Source organism: Nannocystis pusilla, assembly GCF_020073745.1.
Taxonomy (GTDB): domain Bacteria; phylum Myxococcota_A; class Polyangia; order Nannocystales; family Nannocystaceae; genus Nannocystis; species Nannocystis radixulma.
In genome coordinates this window covers 596,024-614,004 of record NZ_JAIRAU010000001.1, presented here as the reverse complement: position 1 = coordinate 614,004, position 17,981 = coordinate 596,024, and the positions used below count along the sequence as shown (strand labels likewise).

General features: G+C 69.3%; 17 protein-coding genes. 13 read left to right on the top strand and 4 right to left on the bottom strand.

All coding sequences use genetic code 11. The features are described from left to right. Nucleotides 1–89 precede the first annotated feature (89 nt). The 4 genes from K7C98_RS02475 to K7C98_RS02460 are packed head-to-tail and all read left to right on the top strand — an operon-like array spanning nt 90 to nt 4,190. Nucleotides 90–1,091, top strand: coding sequence for a DUF2169 family type VI secretion system accessory protein (locus K7C98_RS02475; protein ID WP_224189861.1), 1,002 nt, complete (start codon nt 90–92; stop codon nt 1,089–1,091). Further along, the gene (locus tag K7C98_RS02470; protein ID WP_224189860.1) at nt 1,088–2,125 is read left to right on the top strand and encodes a hypothetical protein; all 1,038 of its coding nucleotides are present in this window, start codon (nt 1,088–1,090) and stop codon (nt 2,123–2,125) included. Before K7C98_RS02475 ends, K7C98_RS02470 begins: the two co-directional genes overlap by 4 nt. Continuing rightward, complete coding sequence (locus K7C98_RS02465; RefSeq protein WP_224189859.1) at nt 2,122–3,444, top strand: PAAR-like domain-containing protein; 1,323 nt, start codon at nt 2,122–2,124, stop codon at nt 3,442–3,444. Before K7C98_RS02470 ends, K7C98_RS02465 begins: the two co-directional genes overlap by 4 nt. Further along, nucleotides 3,438–4,190 (top strand): SMI1/KNR4 family protein, encoded by a 753-nt coding sequence (locus K7C98_RS02460; RefSeq protein WP_224189858.1) that lies wholly within the window; start codon nt 3,438–3,440, stop codon nt 4,188–4,190. Before K7C98_RS02465 ends, K7C98_RS02460 begins: the two co-directional genes overlap by 7 nt. 125 nt (nt 4,191–4,315) lie before the next feature. Here the strand turns inward: K7C98_RS02460 and K7C98_RS02455 are convergent, their stop codons facing one another. After that, nucleotides 4,316–4,624, bottom strand: a complete 309-nt coding sequence (locus K7C98_RS02455; protein ID WP_224189857.1) for a MerR family transcriptional regulator — start codon at nt 4,622–4,624, stop codon at nt 4,316–4,318. Nucleotides 4,625–5,146: 522 nt separating this feature from the next. On the opposite strand from K7C98_RS02455, the gene K7C98_RS02450 reads away from it, so the two are divergent. From K7C98_RS02450 to K7C98_RS02430, 5 genes are read left to right on the top strand one after another with little or no spacing between them, the layout of a single operon-like run. Continuing rightward, nucleotides 5,147–5,536 carry a hypothetical protein gene (locus K7C98_RS02450; RefSeq protein ID WP_224189856.1) on the top strand — a complete coding sequence of 130 codons (390 nt, stop codon included), beginning with the start codon at nt 5,147–5,149 and terminating at the stop codon, nt 5,534–5,536. Next, complete coding sequence (locus tag K7C98_RS02445; protein WP_224189855.1) at nt 5,533–5,892, top strand: hypothetical protein; 360 nt, start codon at nt 5,533–5,535, stop codon at nt 5,890–5,892. The genes K7C98_RS02450 and K7C98_RS02445 overlap by 4 nt, the downstream gene beginning before the upstream one ends. Nucleotides 5,893–5,928: 36 nt before the next feature. Continuing rightward, entirely contained in the window at nt 5,929–6,267 is a 339-nt protein-coding gene (locus tag K7C98_RS02440; protein WP_224189854.1) for a hypothetical protein, read from the top strand. Between the two features lie 36 nt (nt 6,268–6,303). Then, complete coding sequence (locus tag K7C98_RS02435) at nt 6,304–6,639, top strand: helix-turn-helix transcriptional regulator (RefSeq protein WP_224189853.1); 336 nt, start codon at nt 6,304–6,306, stop codon at nt 6,637–6,639. Next, entirely contained in the window at nt 6,599–7,726 is a 1,128-nt protein-coding gene (locus K7C98_RS02430; protein WP_224189852.1) for a hypothetical protein, read from the top strand. The genes K7C98_RS02435 and K7C98_RS02430 overlap by 41 nt, the downstream gene beginning before the upstream one ends. Before the next feature lie 5 nt (nt 7,727–7,731). On the opposite strand, the gene K7C98_RS02425 is transcribed toward K7C98_RS02430, so the two are convergent. Beyond that, nucleotides 7,732–9,438, bottom strand: a complete 1,707-nt coding sequence (locus K7C98_RS02425) for a hypothetical protein (protein ID WP_224189851.1) — start codon at nt 9,436–9,438, stop codon at nt 7,732–7,734. A 128-nt stretch (nt 9,439–9,566) separates the two neighbouring features. Here K7C98_RS02425 and K7C98_RS02420 point away from each other — a divergent pair, with 128 nt between their 5' ends. From K7C98_RS02420 to K7C98_RS02410, 3 genes are all read left to right on the top strand, one after another. Beyond that, entirely contained in the window at nt 9,567–10,475 is a 909-nt protein-coding gene (locus K7C98_RS02420) for a hypothetical protein (RefSeq protein WP_224189850.1), read from the top strand. A 133-nt stretch (nt 10,476–10,608) separates the two neighbouring features. Further along, the gene (locus tag K7C98_RS02415; RefSeq protein ID WP_224189849.1) at nt 10,609–11,907 is read left to right on the top strand and encodes a serine/threonine-protein kinase; all 1,299 of its coding nucleotides are present in this window, start codon (nt 10,609–10,611) and stop codon (nt 11,905–11,907) included. A 33-nt stretch (nt 11,908–11,940) separates the two neighbouring features. After that, complete coding sequence (locus tag K7C98_RS02410; RefSeq protein ID WP_224189848.1) at nt 11,941–13,386, top strand: hypothetical protein; 1,446 nt, start codon at nt 11,941–11,943, stop codon at nt 13,384–13,386. Nucleotides 13,387–13,451: 65 nt separating this feature from the next. On the opposite strand, the gene K7C98_RS02405 is transcribed toward K7C98_RS02410, so the two are convergent. Both K7C98_RS02405 and K7C98_RS02400 read right to left on the bottom strand, forming a co-directional pair. Beyond that, nucleotides 13,452–14,648: a TlpA family protein disulfide reductase gene (locus K7C98_RS02405; RefSeq protein ID WP_224189847.1), complete on the bottom strand. Its 1,197-nt coding sequence runs from the start codon at nt 14,646–14,648 to the stop codon at nt 13,452–13,454. Nucleotides 14,649–14,879: 231 nt separating this feature from the next. Then, nucleotides 14,880–16,160, bottom strand: coding sequence for a hypothetical protein (locus K7C98_RS02400; protein WP_224189846.1), 1,281 nt, complete (start codon nt 16,158–16,160; stop codon nt 14,880–14,882). Between the two features lie 1,173 nt (nt 16,161–17,333). On the opposite strand from K7C98_RS02400, the gene K7C98_RS02395 reads away from it, so the two are divergent. Next, complete coding sequence (locus tag K7C98_RS02395; protein WP_224189845.1) at nt 17,334–17,981, top strand: ParA family protein; 648 nt, start codon at nt 17,334–17,336, stop codon at nt 17,979–17,981.

Below are 17,981 nucleotides of genomic sequence, written 5' to 3'. Positions count from 1 at the left end.
CTCGGCCGGCGCGGCGAACTCGCTAGAGGGGCGGCGATGCGCAAGGGCGAGCAGCGGCGGGGTCGTGCTAACCTCGGGGCCCGACTGCGATGTGGTGCCTGACAAACCGGACCTCGTATGCGGCCGCGCGCAACTGGATTCGCGACCGGGACGGGGTCCATTGGTGGCTCGTCGCCATTCGCGCCACCTACGACGTCGACCATCGCGGTCGGCTCACGCTACTCGACGAGCAGGTCCCTCCGGTCCTTGCGCCCGAGCACTTCGGCGAGGCGGGGCGTTCGAGCCTGCGCTACGACTCCGACTTGCTCGAGGCGAAGCCCAGCGCCGATGTCCTCGTGCACGGCTCCGTCGTCGCGCCTGGTGAGCGACCGGCCGCGAGCGTCCCCGTGACGCTCCGGCTGGGGTCCGTCGAGAAGCGCCTCGTGGTCCACGGCGAGCGGGTCTACCGTGACGGCGTCCTGGGGCTGACGACCACCTCGCCACGCCCCTTCGTCCAACAGCCGCTGCGATACGAGTCGGCGTTCGGCGGCGGCGATTTTCGCGACCCCGACCCCGCGCGGTGGCGATTCGACGAACGCAACCCGGCGGGCCGTGGCTTCGCGGTCAACGCCGCCGACGTCGAGACTCCGGCACACACCATCGAGTACGCCTCGGGGCGCCCCGAGACGACCGGGCCTGCGGGGTTCGGTCCCATTGATCGCGGCTGGCTCCCGCGGCGCAAGCTCGCCGGAACCTACGGCGCAGCGTGGCTCCGCGAGCGCAAGCCGCTCCTCCCCCGCGACTACGACCCGGCCTTCGCGCTCGCGGCCCCGCACGACCAGCGCCCGTCGGCGCCGCTCGTCGGCGGAGAGCGGATGGCCGTGTCGAACATGACCCCCGAGGGCATGCTGGTGGTCGAGCTACCCCGCAAGCGCTTCACGCTGAGCTCCCGCTTCGGAGCGACCGAGCGTGAGCACGGCACACGGCTGACCACGGTGCTGCTGGAGACCGACGAGCGCCGTCTCTCGCTGATCTGGCAGAGCGCGCTACGGGTCCGCGCCAGCGACGTGGACTACCTCGACGAGACCTTCATCGAGGAGGCGTCGGCATGATCGACCTGCTGGGCATCGGCGCCCGAACCCCGGTCGGTCTCACGGCGCCGGCCAGCGCCGCGGCGATCCGGGCGGGCATCAGTCGCCTCCGAGAATTCGCCTTCGCCACGATGCGAGGCGAGCCGCTCATCATCGGCGCCGACGCCCGGCTGAAGGACGCCCTGCAGGGGCCCGCGCGCATGGTCGAGCTCGCCACGTCCGCCGTGGCCGAAGCCCTCGCCGACTTCGCTCCGGGCGCGGTCCCCGAGTGTGAGCTCTGGCTGGCCCTCCCGGAGCAGCGTCCTGGTTTTGACGACCACGCTGCGGCCACCGTGGCGCGTGCGAGTGCCGACGCGGCGCGCCAGCGAGGATTTCGCACTCGAGCGACGATCGGCGGTCGAGGCCACGCCGGCGTCATGCAGTGCGTGCGACGGATCCTCGCCGTCGAGGACGCCGAGCGCCTCCATGTCGTCGTCGGCGTCGACAGCTACTGCGACGACGAGTGCCTCGTCTGGCTCGAGCAAGCGCGGAGGCTCGCGCAGGACGGCGTGCGTGGTGGGTTCACGCCCGGTGAAGCCGCGGGCTGCCTCGTGCTCGGGCGACGGCGACTCGGAGCGCTGCTCAAGCGTCGGCCCCTCGCGACGATCTCCGGCGCCGGCGTCCACCAGGAGACGCAGCTGCGCGACAGCGACGCCGGGTCCTTCGGGCTGGCGATGAGCAAGGCCGTGCTGGATGCGGCCGCGGGCCTGGACCTGCCCGCGCACGCGGCGGACGCCGTGTACTGCGACATCAACGGCGAGCGCTACCGCAGCGAAGAGTGGGGTCTGTTCGCCACGCGGGCTCACGCGGCCCTGCGGTCCCTGCAGTATCAGACCTTCTGCGGCAGCATCGGCGATGTCGGCGCCGCCTTCGGCGCGATCGCCAGCATCGCCGCCGCACAGTCGTTCGCCCGCGGCTACGCTCGAGGACCCCGCGCCCTCGTGATGGCCGGCTCGGACTCCAGCACCCGCGGCGCGATGTTCTTGCACGACCCTCGCCTCGAAGGACGCCCATGAAGACGCTCGTCAACGCGCCCAAGACCCCGGTCACGAAGGGCAGCCAGGGCGTGGCCGCGGCCACGATCCCCAACGTCTGCAAGATGCCGGGGCCGCCTGCGCCCTTCGTCCCCACACCACTGCCCAACATCGGCAAGAGCGGCAGCTCTCCCAAGGGTTATTCGAAGAACGTCACGATCGAGGGCAAGCAGGTCGCCGTCAAGGGCGCGACCTTCGGGTCGACGGGCGACATGGCCAGCAAGGGGACCGGCGGTGGCCTGTTCTCCGCCAACACGCACGGCCCCACGAGCTTCGTCGGCCCGGGCTCGCTCGACGTCAAGATCGAGGGCAAGAACGTGCAGCTCCTCGGCGACCCGATGCTCAACAACTGCGGGCCCAGCGGAAAGCCCCCCAACGCCGCCACGCTCGTCGGCGTGCTGCAGAAGGCGGGCCTGACCGCGGTGGTCGGTGACGAGCCCTGCCCCCTGTGCCGCAAGCAACACGGCTTCAACGGCAAGCTCGAGGAGGACGAGGACACCAAGGGGGCCGCGGGGCAGCTTCAGGCCGCCATCGACCGGGCCATCGAGAAGGCGCGCGCGGCCAACGCCCCGCGGCTCGCCGCGGTGCAGGCCGAGATCGCTGCGCTGAAGACGGAGATGGCGGCGCTGCCGAAGAAGCAGCGTGCTCCCTACAGGCAGCAGATCGACGCGCTCGAGAAGGAAGAACGCGGGCTCGCGGTCAACTTCACGGGCATGATGGGCGTCGTCAAGTGCAAGGACGACGGCCTCATCTTCGCCGGGACGAGCCTGTTCCAGTACTCCGACATCCAGGCCGAGATGCCCGGCGCGTGGCACTCGCCCACGCCCTCGGGCAGCCTCGCTAACAAGCCGGACCGCAACGACTTCAAGACCGACGTCCTCGACTTTGCCAGGTACGGCAAGGGCTCGCTGAGCTCGTGGCCCGTGGAGTGGGAGAAGCTCGAGCTACTCGCTAAAAAATCCTATCGAGGCGAAACCGACGAGATGTTCTACCCTCCGGGGAGCTGCGCGGCGCAGCAGATGGCGCTGCTGGCCATGAACCACGGCGACCGCCCCATGGGCCTCACCGAGCGCTACTACACCACAAACCCCGCGGCGAAGCTGTCCAAGCTGTGGATCCGCAAGCCCGGCAAGGGCGGCCCCAAGCGCGCCCGCCTGGCCACAGCTGAAGAGCTCGGGCCGGGCAAGCCGATCCCCCCGTGCGGCACGTGCCAGGTCATTCTCACCATGCTGATGTGCGCCGAGGGTGAGATGCATTGCGACCACAAGACCGCCCACCCCGGAGTGTGTCACAAATGCTAGAGGCCGAACTCGAAGCGCTGCTGCTTCGCATCGTCCCCAACCTCGCGCGCGACTGGTCGGGGGCCTCCCCGGAGGATCTCGAGGAGCTCGAGGAGCGCGTCGAGCTCACCGGGCACGACTTCCCCCCTTTTTATCGGTGGTTCCTCTCGCGCCTGGCCGGCAGCGTGGGCGCGCTCCACCCCATGCTGCGAGGTTTCACCGCCGCGAGCGTCCTCGAGGCCTACCGAACCGGCAGCGTCGACATCGGTCCGACGCAGTTCCTCATCGGGCGTATGCCCGACGCCCTGATGCCGCTCGACGTCTACTACGACCTGGCGCACCCGCTGCGGGACGACGCCATCGTCTTGAGCGCGATCCTCGATGCAGGCCCCGAAAAATGCACCAGCGAGACCTTCCGCGAATGGATCGCAGCCGGGGCCATGACCAGGTTCTGCGTGATGACCGCGCCCCACCGATGCTTTGGCGCTTTCGTCGACTCGGGGAGAGCCGCCGCCGCTCAGCTCGAGACCGTGATGGCCGGGCTCGGCTTCACCAGCCCGATCACGACTGGTCCCTTCTGCCGACTTTACGAACGAGGCGACATGACGCTCGTCGCCGAGTCCACGGTCAAGCCCGAGAACCTAGGCATCCTCATCTACGAGATCGGTGGCCCCAGCGTCGCCGCCATACGCCGGCTCTTGGGGGAGATCGGGCGCGGCACCAGGCTCCAGATCGACGCCGACCGCTGGGCGACGCGCTCCAGATAAGCGCCGCGCCATGCCCCCTGGCGCTGTTGAAATTCAAGATGGCGGCCTCACGCGAGTCGAGCAGATCTTCATACCGGCTGAGAAGGTCGTGGCCAGGCCAGCCGCGTTGCCGTCCAGCGATTGCCTCAGCGACGCGGCGCGTTCGCAGCGCTCCCCTCGCTACGCTGGAGCGCATCGCACTCGGCCAACGCGGCGAGCACCTCGGCGATCGTGAACCCCGCCGCGCGCCGGTGCGCGATATAGCGCGCGCGCTCGACGGCCCAGGCGGGGAAGCGGTTGAACACGCCGCCCGGCGAGCCCTGGGAGACCTTCGTCGGCGCTGGTAAGAGGCCCTGAGCCACCCAGGCCGCCACGGTCCGGCGCGTGACGCCGGCCGCCCGCACGATGTCTTCGGTCGTGGCGAACGCGGGGTCCAGGCGGCGGGGCTGCGTCACGGTCGTGGAGTGTAAGCCGGGCCGGGGGCGACGCGCCACTTGCGGGGCGCGTCGCTCGAGGATAGCTTTTCATTTCCCACTGAAAGGAGATTGAGTTCTCATGGCTCGGATCCGTTCCACGCCTACCGTCACCCGCACCTCTGCCGGCCGTCTGTTGTTCTCCAGCGAGGACCGAAACCTCGCCGCCAACCTCGCGGCGCTCGTGCGCTACGCCGTCGAGTCCGCGCCCAGCGCGGAGAGCTGCGCGGCCCGGCTCGGGGTCTCGATGCAGAAGCTCCGCCAGCTCGCGTGCGCTGCGGGCGTGCCCCTCGAGTTCGGTGCGGCCAAGTCTGCCTCCGCCTCCTCGCCGGTTCCCGGCCGGTCGGCGTCGACGGCGCCCGCTGTACGGCCGCGTTCCTCCACGTTTGCCAGCTCGGTGTCGAGGCCCGTCGCGCAGAAGGGAGGGCGGCGATGAAACCTGCCGCTGCCGGAGAGGCTCTCCCCTCGCGGCCCAAAATTCGATGGAAGGCGTCCGGCCCCGCCATGCGCAACCGCGACGGCACGGTGGACATGGGCGGGACGATCCACGTCGTGCGGCAGGACGACGGGCGCTACACCGTCAAGTACGCCGGGAAGGTCCGTGCCGCGAACCTCGACGACATCGAGACCGCGAAGCAGTGGGCGCGCGACCACGTGGCGGCGTGGGTGGAGGAGGCGGCAGCCGCGCGCAAGATCCAGGAGCAGAACCTGGCGCGCAAGAACGCCGAGTACGCGGCGCACCAGGAGCGCCGCAAGAAGGTCGCCCGGGAGCTCCAGGAACTCGGTGTCCTCGCGCGTGCTGTGCCAGGCCTCATCGTCCTCGACACGTACGTCGCCGAAGACCTAGCCGAGCGGCTCCGAGACGAGCGCGCACGACGGGAGGCCCAGCCATGACGCTCGACCCGGCGACCGAGCCCGACGTCGACATCGTCACGGAGGAGGCGCCGGCGCCCCCGCTCGGAGCACCTGCGGATTTCCGGGAGCGGTTGGTGCTGGCGCTCCGCACGACCGAGCCGAAGGTCCTCGAGGCCGCCGAGGCAGGCTACCGCGGCATCTACCGCTCCAAACACGACTACATCGTCGAGCGGGTCGCCGAACACCTGAACCCGAGTCTTGCCTGGGTGCTGGCGTGCGCCGTCCCCGAGAGCCTTCAGCGTGGCTACGAGGCTGGGGCAGTGGTCGTGTGGTCGATCCCGCTCGGGGAGGGCACCTGCATGGTCTTCGAGACGCGACTGCAGCCCTGGGCCTGACGACCCGGGCCGCGCCTGGCGTACACTCCGCGGACCGTGACGCCGCCGCCACGCAACCTCGATCCGTCGTTCGCCACGACCGAAGACATCATGAATGCCGCCGGCATCACGCGGAAGACCGTGGCGGCGTGGGTTGCTTGCGGCTTCTTGCCCGCGCCGATACGGGTGTCGCAGGGCACCGTCGGCGGCGTGTTCAACCGCTTCCCGGCGTGGGCGGTCGAGCGGGCCCGCTTCGTCGCGCAGCGCCGGGCGGCCGGCTTCACGCAGGACGAAATCCTCGAGATGCTGGCCGAGCTCGACGCGCGACAGGGCATCTCCGGCAAGGCCGCGGCGCCGCCGCGGAAGGACAAGGGGCGCAGCAGCGGCCGGAAGTAGCGCGAACGCCGTCTGGCGGCGTATCCTCGCCGAACCATGACCGAACGCCGCCGGCTGGACCCGTCGTTCGCCACGACCACGGACATCATGGAGGCCGCGGGCATCACCCGCCGTACCGTCACCGCGTGGATCAACGCCGGGCTCTTGCCACGGCCGATCAAGATCTCGCTCGGCAGCCCCGGCGGGGTGTTTAACCGATTCCCAATGAGCGCGCTCGGACAGGCGCGCTTCGTCGCCGCCAAGCGGGCCGAGGGCCTGTCGCTCGAGCAAATCGCAGAGCTGCTCGCCGCACAGGCTGGTGCTGCCGCACGCTCTAAGGTACGATCGCGCGATGCCGCGCCCAAGTCTGCTCGCGCCACTCGCCGTCGCTAGCGTGGCGATTGGGTGCGGCGACTCGACGGCGACGACCGGCTTCACGACCACGCCAAGCACGACGATGCCGTCGCTCAGCACGAGCGGCGTCGACAGCTCCGGCGGCACCAGCAGCACGAGCACCAGCACGAGCACGGGCTCCGGATCCGGCGGTGAGGACAGCACGGCAGGCTCGAGCAGCACGAGCATGAGCGGCGTCTCCGACGTCGGGTCGGTCCCGGACTTCCCGACTACGCCCGGCTGCAAGGGCAAGATCGACCTCTTGTTCGTGATCTCGTCGAACGAGGAGATGGCCTACAAGCAGGTCCAGCTCCAGGAGGCGTTCCCGGAGTTCGTCAAGATCCTCGAGGCCGACTTCGCCGACTTCGACTACCACGTGATGGTCGTGGACGCCGGTGGGGACACGACCTTGGATTTCTGTGACATCTGCTACTCGTGCTCCCAGGTCATGTGCGACGGCCCGGGTTGCTCGCAGTGGGATGGACCGCCGGACTACCCGTGCGACGAGATCTTCGAGGAATGCACCGCGGTCCAGGGCGCAGGCGTCACAGTCATGGGCAACTTCGAGGCATCGAACAAGCGTTGCCTGCCCGCCGATGGCCCGCGCTTCATCACCAAGGACGACCCGGATCTCGAGGGCACGTTCGACTGCATCTCCAAGCTGGGCGCGGGACCGAAGACGCCCGCTGCCGCGCGCATGATGATGCGCGCGCTCGAGCCGGAGATCCTGAGCAAGTGGGGCTGCAACAAAGGCTTCCTTCGGCCCGACGCGCTCCTGGCGATCGTGCTCGTCTCCGGCGACTACGACAACAACACGCCAGGCACTCCGGCGGACTGGTATGAGGCCGTCGTCGAGGCCAAGCAGGGCAACGAGGACGCCGTCGTCATCCTCGCGCTGTCCCACGATCTCGACGTGCCGAACCCGAAGTGCGAGGGCCCCGACTTGACGAGCTCACTCCGCCTGCTCGCCGACGCGGCGGAGCACGGGCACTTCGGCAGCATGTGCGAGCAGAGCTACGTCCCATTCATGAAGGACATGGCGGGGACAATCCTCGAGCTGTGCTCGATCTTCATCCCGCCACAGTGAGAGAATCACCCGCGGATCATCCCCGTGATCCACTGCATGGCGCCGTCGACCTCCTCCGAGCCGGTCCACGCACACATGTACCCGCACGCGAGCCCGAGCACGCGGTCCTGGCCGTTCGACTGGCCGTTGCGCTTCAGGTACTCGACGCGGGGCGAGGCGGCGTCCTCGACCGCGAAGATCCAGATGTTGTCGCCACCCTGGTTCTCGTTGACCGTGGCACCGACGATCGTCGCGCCTTCCATGTTGGTGCCGATCCCGTAGCAGGTCGCTGCGCCGGGCGTGAGCTCGAGCCGCGGGGCCTTCTCTTCCTCGAGGTCCTCACTGAGCCAGCGGATCAGGATCTGCGGCTTGTTGGCCGGGTTCTCGGGCTTGTTCTGCGCGTAGCCGCAGACCACGAGGCCCGTCTCAGAAGGCGCGGAGGCGAAGATCGTGTCGTTGTCCATCTTGTCGGCCGGCGACGTCCACTCGCCGACGCGCTTACCCTTGCCCTCGTAGGTCAGCACCACTCCGCGGAGCCGTTGCTCCTGGATCACGGGATCCACCACCTCGCGTGTGCCCGCGACCGCGACGCGGCCGCTCGGTAGCACCGCGACCGCGTGGCCGCGCTCGCTGCGCTTGTAGGGAGGATCGTCCGTAGGGTCCTTGAAGATGTCGGGCCCGAACGCCTGCTTGTCGGGGCTGTAGACCCACATCGCCATGTCCCAGACGTCGGGCCCCTTCGCCACCCGCACCGCCCCTGCGACGTAGATCGAGCCGTCCTTCGTGATGCCTGTGCCGCGCGCCTCCGTCCCGATCGGTCCGAGCACCTCCCAGATCAGCCCGCCGCCGGATCCGAAGCGCGCGACGTACATCCGCGGTTCGCCGTCGACCTGCGCCGTGCCGACCGCGACGATGTTGCCCTCGGCGTCCACCGCGAGCGCGTTCAGGCCGAGGTTCCCGGTCTTCAGCTCCGCGCGCTGGGTCCAGTCGGTGTGCTGCTGAGTCCACCCGTCGCTCGTGGCGATCCACGTGCCCGACTTGTCGTAGCGGCGCAGGGTCGCCAGGATCTGATTGTTCTCCCAGCGGACGCCGGCGCCGATCGCGTTGTTGCCGTCCAGCGCGACCGCCCCGCCGCTGCTGAACTGGCCGTCGTTCGGCTCGAGAGTGGTCCAGACCGTGCTGCCCGGGTCCTTGATCAGGCTCGGTTGGTAGATGGACGCCTCCGCGGTCTGGCCGGCCGCATCACGCACGACCACCGACAGGTTGCTGCCGGGGTTGTTCGTCGGGCCGCTCGTGACCGGGAAGACGAAGGGCGCTCCTGCGGGGCCGGTGGCGATCACCACGCCGTCGTCCAGGAGATCCGCCTCGACCGCGTCGGCGCTCGTCTTGTAAGTGACGACGGTCGGCCCGACCTCGAACGCCTCCGGCGGATCGCACGCGAGATCTTCGATCCACGGCGGGGGATCGCTCGGCTCGCCCGTCGACGGCGAGGTGCCGCCCGAGGTGTCCGTGTCCCCGCTGCCGCTCCCGGTGAACGCGTCGGACGTCATGATGCCGGGCCCCGAGCTGCTGCCGGACGTGCCATCCGCTCCTTCTCCGGTGCTCCCGGCGTCCGCCTCGCAGTAGGTCATGGAGATGCCGCAAGCCGCCAGATCCGCCCCGTCGAAGCACCCGGGGGTCAGCAACGCGGCAGCATGGATCACGAGCAGGGGGCGGCGCACGGTCCGGATCATGCCTTCCACAGTAGCGCAAGTTCGCCCCCCGTGTCAGCCGGGGGCGGGCAACCGCATGTGATATAATTGCCCACTGAAAGCGCAAACGTGGCGTGTTGCCTGGCGGAGATCCGGTACCATCCGCGGTCATGATGCTTCTTCCCGTGTTCCTGACGGTGCTGCTGGCCACGGCCCCGGCGCCCGCCGAGCCGTGGCAGGTACACGCGGCCGAGTGCCAGCGGCGCAAGGCCGCGGGGGAGCACGCCGAGGCGGGCGACGCTTGCCGCCGGGCGTTCGAGGCCGTGCCCGAAGGACCGGCTTCGTTCGATCAGCGCTCTCTGCTCGCGTTCTCCGCCGTCCGCCTCTACAAGAAGGCGCACAAGGCCAGCAACGACGTCGCACCGCTCTGCAGCGCCGCCACGCTTCTGCGAACGTTCGAGGCGCAGCTCGCCACTCTCCCGCCCGACGATCGTCCAGGAGATCGCGCCGGTGTCGCCGACGCCCTGCGAGAGATCGAGCCGCGGATCGCCGGCATGTGCACGGAGGGATCCGCGGACGATTTGGTCGCTGTCGGTCGTCCGGACGGCAAGCCTAAAACCGAGCCTGCGGCCTCACCCGCTCAAGCGCCGGCGGTGGTGGTCGTCCAGCCCGCGCGTCCCGCGAAGACCTCGACGACCGACCGTCCGGCGATCCGGAGCGGCGAGCGCCGCCTGCTCCGTATCGCCGGATGGACCACGCTCGGCGTCGGGCTGGCCCTCGGCGGTGGGATGCTCGCCATGCTCGTGAAGGGAGCCGCGATGGACGTGCAGGTGGACAGCCTGAATGCCACGTACCCCGCCGGCACCATGATCTCTCACGCGGAAGCGCAGCGCTTCCATGACCTCACACGCCAGGGAGAACGCGCCAACGACCTGGCGCTCGGCCTCGGTGTCCCTGCGCTCGCTCTGTTCATCTCCGGCGTTACGCTGCTGGGGATCGACGCGCATCAACGGCGCACCGATCGCCGCTTCGCGGTGCATCCTGGCCTGGCGGGGCTCCGCCTCACGATGGAGTTCTGAGCATGTTCACGGAACCGGATCAGGGCTTCCGACCGCGCATCGCCCACGATTTCACCGGCGAGACTCTCGGAAGCCGATACCACCTCGACTACCGGATCGGCTACGGCGCCGCCGCCTCGATCTACGCGGCGACGTGCAAGAACACGGGGCGATCTTCGCACTCAAGGTGCTCCACCCCGACCACGACGACGACGCAGTCGAGGTCCAGCGCTTCAAGCAGGAGGGACTGCTCGCCGCGCAGATCCGGCATCCGAACCTGATCCCGGCCTACGACGCCGGGTGGCTGGGCGGGCGCCACTTCATCGCCATGGAGCTCGTCGAGGGCAAGACGCTGGCGGACGTGCTCAAGGACGGGCCGATCTCGTGGGAGCGAAGCGCCTCGATCGTCTGCGATGTGCTCGCGGGGCTCACGGCGCTCCATGAACGAGCGGTCGCCCACCGCGACATCTCGCCCAACAACTGCATCCTCGAGTCCATCGGCGGGTGCGAACGCGCCCGCCTCTCCGACCTCGGCTATGCCCGCGTGGTCGAGGGCATGTCCGAGGCCGAGGGCCTGAAGCTCGGCGTACCGCCCGAATCGGTGCCGACGATGATCTTCGGGACCCCGTACTTCATCACCCCGGAACGCCTGCGCGGCAGCCCAGGAGACTTCCGGGCCGACATCTACTCGGTGGGTGCGCTGTGGTACACGATGCTCACCGGCGAGGCGCTCCCCGATCCGCGCGACTCGGACCCGGTTGCCGTCGCACAACGGCTCGATCTTCCGCCGACGCTGCGCGCCGTGCTGCTCGGCGCGGTCGAGATCCGCATGCGGCGTCACCACAGCGCCGCGTCGATGGCCGACGTGATCCGCAAGGTGCTCGAGGATATCCGAGCTCCATCGAATGACGCGATCCACAAGATGCTCTCGGACCTCCACGGCCAACGCCGACGCGCGCGACGCATCAAGATGTTCGCGCCGCTGTTGGCCATCCCGGTCTGGCTCGCGGTCCAACCCGAGCCGACCTCGCCCGCCTGTCCCGACCCGAAGGCGCTCGTGGCATCGCCGGTGGTGGCTGCCTGTCCCGAACCGCCTGTCGCCACGCCTGTAGACCCGGAGCCTGCGATACGACCGGAGCCCACGCCTTCAACCGCGACTCCGACCACGCCGCCGCCGGAGTGGAAGTCCGATGCGCAGGTGTTGGTGGAGATGCACGCCGACGAGCCGCACGTTGCCTCTCGCCGTGAGGTGGCTGCCTCCGCGCGCGTGTTCAATCTCCGGCGCGCACTGGCGAAGTGCAAGCCGCCCGGACCGATGTCGATCGAGATAGCGATCGTCCCTGGCGAGAAAGCGCAGATCGACGGTGAGCCTGCCGAGGGCGAGCTCGGGCGCTGCGTCGAGGGCGTGCTCGCTTCGCACCCACCGAAACGTGCCGAGACGATCAAGCTCTAAATCAGCGATCGGTCTGAAGGTCACGAGGGACTTTTGCGCCGTCATGGCCGCGCGGGGCCGTGCCGATGGACATCGTGTTGCACCCGGACGTCGGACGCCACGCGGGGCTTAATACCCGCGCCGAACACTGTTCTTGCGCAGGACGCGAGCCCTTCAACAGACTGGCGTCGGACGGGCCTTTCGGCTACGTTCCCGCTAGCCAGCATGTCGTCTCTCTGCGTCTCCATGATGATGTTGCTGCTCGTGGCGCCAGCGGGCCCCACGGCGACGAACGCGGGCGCGCCAGCCGAGACGACCAGGCCGGCCGCATCCAGCGACAGGGCCGAGCGGACCACGCAGGCGGCCGATTTCTTCGAGGGCGGCCGCTACGTCGAGGCTGCGCTCGAGTTCGAGGCGCTCCGACGCGATTACCCCAACGAGCCCTCGCTCCTGTTCAACGCCGCCGCGAGCCGCGATGCCGCCGGTCATTTCGCACATGCGGTCGCCTACGTGCGCGAGTACCTGGCACGTACAGACATCGGGCCCGACGATCGCAAGCAGGGCGAGGAGCAGCTCGAGGAGGCGGCCCGCAAGGTGACGCCGGTGACCGTGACGGTCACGTTGCCGCTCGAAGGTCCGCAGACAGTCAGCGTGGTCGCGCGGCATATCTCCAACAGCCCCGCGGACTTGCGACCCGAGCTCTCATTTCCGCTGTCGAACCCGCGGCAGCCGCTGAAGCTCGAGCTCGACCCCGGCGCGTGGGTCGTGCGGGTGGAGGGTCCCGGCTATCAGCCCGTGGAGCAGCAGGTCGCCGTCGGCTCCGCGCCGCTGGCGATCTCGCTACGACCCGAGCTGGCTCCCGTCGTGCGACCCGAAGCGCCGCAAGCGCGCATGGTGCCGCCCAAGGTCGTGAAGGACACCGCGCGCGGGCTCTACATTGGCGGTGGTGCGGTGGCGGCGGTCGGGCTCGGGCTGATCGGTGGCGGCGTGGGGATGATCCACGGCCAGCGGATCAAGACGTGCGACGATCCTACGCTCGCCGACTGCCGGCGCCGATTTGCCAACGCGTTCGTGATACGCAACGTCGGCTCGACGCTGCTCGGCGCGGGCGCCGGGCTGGCCGCGAGCGCGCTCGTGTGGCGCGCGAACGATGCGCGCCAGCGCATGATCGCATGGAGCGCCCTCGCGGCGGTCGGCGGCGTGGGCGTCATCCTGGGCGAGGTGTTGGCGGTCCGGAGCCCGATCCCGTTCAGTCGTGACAACACGAATCCGGAGGCCGCGCTCGCGGGCTGGCCCGAACACTGGAGAGAGCACCGTCACTCGGCGCTGCCGGCCCTCGGGGCGACCTTGCGCGGGCTCGGCGTCGGTCTACTCGCGGGCGCGGTGACAGGGCTGATCGTCCAGCGCAAGCACCTCAGCCCGGGTGGAGCCCGAACAATTCGCGTCGATCCCAGCGCCGGCCCGGGTCACACCGGCATCGTGCTCTCGGGCAGGTTTTGAGTCGCCGAGCGGCTGGTGCCGAGCGGCACGCGCGAACGGTCGTGACTGCGGCGCCGCAACCATGCTCAGGGCTGCAGGGCCGCGCGGCAGCGAGGCGGCTCCCTGGGGCGCAGGCTCTTGCATACGAAACGGTCGGCGCACGGGCAGTCTTGGCAACAAGTGGTCCGGCTCTCGTGGGGGTCGCAGACGTTGTTGCCGCACGTGGATGAGGACGCTGGCGCGGACACCTGCAGTTCGGGGAGCTTCTGCAGCCGGGAGCACTTGCCATTGCGGAGCTGGGTCTTCGGCGGGCACGTGGTCGGCAGGATCTCGGGCGATGTGACGGCGACGGGCACGGCGGGCTCGGGCTCGACGACTTCTCCGGTGCCGGGGAGGTCGCTGCTGCGACGGCGCAGCGGCCCGCAGTCCTCGAAGCTGTGATGCGCGGCGGTACGCTCGATCGCCTCGCAGCGCCCGTTGCCGGGCCATTCCCGCGTGCACCAGGCGCCAGGGCGGGTGTCCGCGAGCTCGGCGCGGAGCTGGTCGATGATGGGTTCGAGGGCGGCAAAGTCGGCCTCGCCGAGCTGTTCGAACTTGGCCCAGCGGACCCGGCGGTTGCAGTCGAGCACCAGCGTGACCGGCAGGTTGCCGCGGTAAAGGCCGCCGTTGTCGCCGACGGCGAGGGTGGAGGCGAGAGCGTCGCTCATCGTGCGATCGGCGAGGCGGATCGGCGCGGGCGGCATGACGCCGGCATAATCATGATAGGACCGCAGCGGATCGGTGTGGTCCTTGATCTGGATCGGCACGAAGCGGACGTCGTCCCACTCGCGGTGGCGAGTGAACATCGCCTTGAATTCGGGCAGCTCGGCGAGGCATGGATCGCACCAGGTCGCCCACAGGTTGACGACGTGGATCGTCCGCGGCGGCAGGACCTGCGGCGAGCCGAGGCGCAGGGTGTCGAGCGGGAGCTTGCCGGCCTCGCCCGGGGGCAGCGCCTCGAGGTTGAGGCGCATCGCCGGCGAGATGTCCATGCCCGAGGCGCCGAGGTAGCCTGACTTCGCCGGATCCTGGCGCGGCGCCTGCACGGGCTTTGGAGTTGCCGGCTCTTCGGTGAACTCGGCGGGGGTGCAAGCATTTCGTCGCTCCGCGTACAGCCGCACGAATTGCTCGTGCTGGTCAGTCCGCCGATCCATCACCCATAGGGCGATGATGAGCCCCAGCCCCGTGAACACGAGGTTGATGGCGGACCATCCGAGGTAGAGCCTGGTACGATCGGTGCTCACGTCACGGCTCCTGCTCGCATGCGGCAGCGAGCCGGGGCAGCATCATCGTCGGGGTGCATCGTGGGCTGTTCGGATGCGGTATTCATCCAGAACCCCTGGGCATTCTTGCGGCGTCGCGCGCTACGGCGCCGGGGCTGTCGGAATGACAGTCGGGAAACAAGCTGAGCAGCACGACCAGAGTCGCGTGAGGAGGAAGGCGTGCGGGAGCTTGGGCGCGCATGGGCCTGGGCGTCAGGGAGTGTTTTGGAAGCAGTAGAGGTGGAGGGCTCCGAAGCAAGAGACGGGGTTGTCGTCCGCGTCGTTCAGGTCCGCCCAGTCGGTGTTCGTCGCGGTGGCGTCGCCGATGCGGCCTTCCGGGTCGAACTCTGGCGTTGTCCAATTGTCGCAGTGTTCGGCGCTCGCCGTCGCGCCGGCGGCAGTCGTGTTGGACCAGGTGTTCTTGGGCGACCCCGGCGCCGCCCCGTTCTCGGTGAGGTTGATGGCAGCCGCGAGGGTGCCGTCGGTGAGGTCGGACCAGCCCTTGGCGACGGGAGTGCCATCGACGAGCTGGTACCAGCCGATGAAGGCGGTGTCGAAGCGCGTGGAGGGGGAGCCGGTGTCGTCGCTGAGCCAGGCGCGCCAGGCGTCGGCGGGGAGGTTCGGGTTGGCGGTCATGCCGGCCGTGCCGCACTTCATGTCGGCGCCGGCGAGGCCGCCCAGCTCACCGTCGAACTTTCCGCTCGTTACGAAGACGAGGCGGGGCTTGATGCACTCGTTGCTGCACGCGTCGTCATCGATCGCGTTGCCGTCGTCGCACTCTTCGCCCGGCTGCGGGATGCCGTTGCCGCACGTGGTGCAGTTGTTGCGGCACTCGTCGTTATCGACCATGTTGCCGTCGTCGCACGATTCGCCGGCGGCGGGGTTGTGTTGGCCGTCGCCGCACTCGACCGCGGTGCAGTCCGCGTCGCAGGTCGACGTGGCCGAGCCTTCGTCGCAGGTTTCAGGCGCGCTCACGATGCCGTCGCCGCAGGTGCAGTCGGCGCAGGTGGTGTCCTCGTTCGCCTCCTGGCAGACTCCGTCGCCGCAGTGGGGGGCTTGGCCCGTGCACGCGGTGTTGCAGGCGAGTTGATCGGGAGTGTCGTCGTAGGCGTCGGAGTTGTCGTCGCCGTCATCGCAGGTCTCACCGGCCGCAGCGTTGAGGACGCCGTCACCGCACTCGACCGGCGTACAGTCGGCGTCGCAGGTCTGGGTGCCCTCGCCTTCGTCGCATGCCTCCGGCGCTTGCACCGACTGGTCCCCGCACCAGCCGGGATAGAGGCCGGTGCAGGCCGCGTTGCAGTGCTTCTCGGCGGTGTACTCGTCGGAGTTGCACACGCCAGCGCCGCAGTCCTCGCCGTCGTCGCAGGTCTCGCCGGGGTCGACCACCGCGTTGCCACACAGGCCCCCGGTGGTCGAGGAGTCGGTGCTGGTCTCGGTGGTCGTGTCCGTCGTCGAATCGTTCGTGGTACTCGGATCGACGGGGGCCCAGCACACGGCGGTAATGCATTTGCCCGGGATGTCGGCGCAACCCAATGGGCCTGGGAGGACGGCGGAGAGAACGACGACTGAGAGCGCGGCACGTCCGGAGGCGAACATCGGGCCCGACCTTATCGAACGAGACGCTACCGTGCAAGACGCGATCGGTCCCGAACGACGTTCGGCGGCATTTCTCAGGATCTCGGGAGGCCCGTGTCGGGCGGCCGCCGGAGCAGGTCGTCAGGCCCGTGCCTGAACGTCCGGTTTGCGCATGGACGCGCTCGCGCAGAGCTGAGGGCGAGGCAAACGTTTTTTTGTTGGTCCCGTGCCGAGGTGAGCGATGATGGCCGCATGATCTTGGCGGCTCTGCAGGGCCATGTCGGCCGCCACGAGGCGCTCGTCGGAGGCTCCTGCGTGCGGGGCTCTGCTCGTCGCCACGCCTGTCGTCCTCGTGTTGGTGCCGCTCGTGGACAGCGTCGTCGCTCTCTGCTTGGCGACGAGTGGCGCCACGTGTGTGGGGCCAGTGGCCGCCGCGCCGCGGCCCTCGTGGTGGCCATGGGCGTAGCCCGCGAGCGGGGCCCTACAGGCGGCATCTGCCTGCCATCTGACCCGCCTGGCGGGCCTGATCTGGCAGTACGACGCCGACCAACAGCGGTGTCACCTGCCTGCAAGTCGGCGTGCGATCGATGGCCGACAGGTGGGCGCCTACCGGCGGGATGAGGCGCGTCAGCTCGTCGCTCGCCTGTGCGTCGGCTCGCCCGCTGGCTGTCGGCTCCGCGTCGCGACCTGGCGTCGGATGTCGTCCGCTTGCTGGTCGCGCCGCGCGCTAGAATCACCTGCCAGTGCGGCGTTCACCGAACAGCCGGCGCATGGCAGGCGTGCCTTCAGGGCGCGGAGCCTCGACGGCGAGCGCGCGCGGCGTTCCGCGGGGAGCACCAGGTGACCGTCGACCAGGTCCCGCGGGGATCCCTGGCCGCGAGCGTCGAGCGCCCTCGAGAGCCATCACCGCGAGACTGAGCGTGTCCAACAACCGGCGCGCGCTCCATTCATCGCGCGGCGTCCTCGTGGGACGATTGGGCACGGTTGTGATGCAGCGCGCGTGGGACGTTTGGGCACGATCGTGATGGTCCGCGATCTCGAGGAGGACACACGACCCTGGCGGCCAGACGTATCCCTCATCAGGATGACAACATGAAGACCATCATCGTGTACAACAACAAGGGTGGCATCGGAAAGACGACCTTCTCCGTGCACCTCGCGCTGTTCGCCTCGGAGCGGCGGATCAGGACCCTCGTGGTCGGGCTCGATCGCCAGGGCGACATCTGCCGCTGGCTCTCCGGCGGCGACGAGCACCTCATGAACGAGCACTTCTTCCGCGTGAACGAATGCCTCCAGGTGCTCTACAGCCCGATGGAGCTGCCCCAGGACCTCGCCAACTTCGACCTCGTGATCGCGGACTGCCCGCCGCACGTCGAGATCGTCGATCAGGTCGACGCGGACCTGTGGCTCGTGCCGATCGACGGGCGTCTGGCGATGGAGAACATGGGGAACGTCTACGCTGCGCTGCGGCGGGCCGAGGGGATGATCTTGATCGTGCTGAACCGCTGCGATCTCATCGGTAAGCGCGCGCTCGAGGGACTCCGCGAGGCCGCGCACCAGATCCCCCACGCCACCGTGCGAGACGAGCCGATCCCTTCATCGGCGGCGATCGCCAAGGCGTCGGAGTACTTCCGCCCGGTGTGGAAGGTGCCCTACGGCAAGGACACTCAGGGCGACCGCGCGATGCAGGCGATGTGCGGCGACGTGCTGAAGATGTGCGGGTTCGAGGGGAGGCTGTGA

Excerpts from the sequence above, each read along its gene's own strand:
- K7C98_RS02475 (WP_224189861.1), top strand. The coding sequence starts at position 90 with ATGTGGTGCCTGACAAACCGGACCTCGTATGCGGCCGCGCGCAACTGG.
- K7C98_RS02470 (WP_224189860.1), top strand. The coding sequence starts at position 1,088 with ATGATCGACCTGCTGGGCATCGGCGCCCGAACCCCGGTCGGTCTCACG.
- K7C98_RS02465 (WP_224189859.1), top strand. The coding sequence starts at position 2,122 with ATGAAGACGCTCGTCAACGCGCCCAAGACCCCGGTCACGAAGGGCAGC.
- K7C98_RS02460 (WP_224189858.1), top strand. The coding sequence starts at position 3,438 with ATGCTAGAGGCCGAACTCGAAGCGCTGCTGCTTCGCATCGTCCCCAAC.
- K7C98_RS02450 (WP_224189856.1), top strand. The coding sequence starts at position 5,147 with ATGCGCAACCGCGACGGCACGGTGGACATGGGCGGGACGATCCACGTC.
- K7C98_RS02445 (WP_224189855.1), top strand. The coding sequence starts at position 5,533 with ATGACGCTCGACCCGGCGACCGAGCCCGACGTCGACATCGTCACGGAG.
- K7C98_RS02435 (WP_224189853.1), top strand. The coding sequence starts at position 6,304 with ATGACCGAACGCCGCCGGCTGGACCCGTCGTTCGCCACGACCACGGAC.
- K7C98_RS02430 (WP_224189852.1), top strand. The coding sequence starts at position 6,599 with ATGCCGCGCCCAAGTCTGCTCGCGCCACTCGCCGTCGCTAGCGTGGCG.
- K7C98_RS02425 (WP_224189851.1), bottom strand. The coding sequence starts at position 9,438 with ATGATCCGGACCGTGCGCCGCCCCCTGCTCGTGATCCATGCTGCCGCG.
- K7C98_RS02420 (WP_224189850.1), top strand. The coding sequence starts at position 9,567 with ATGATGCTTCTTCCCGTGTTCCTGACGGTGCTGCTGGCCACGGCCCCG.
- K7C98_RS02395 (WP_224189845.1), top strand. The coding sequence starts at position 17,334 with ATGAAGACCATCATCGTGTACAACAACAAGGGTGGCATCGGAAAGACG.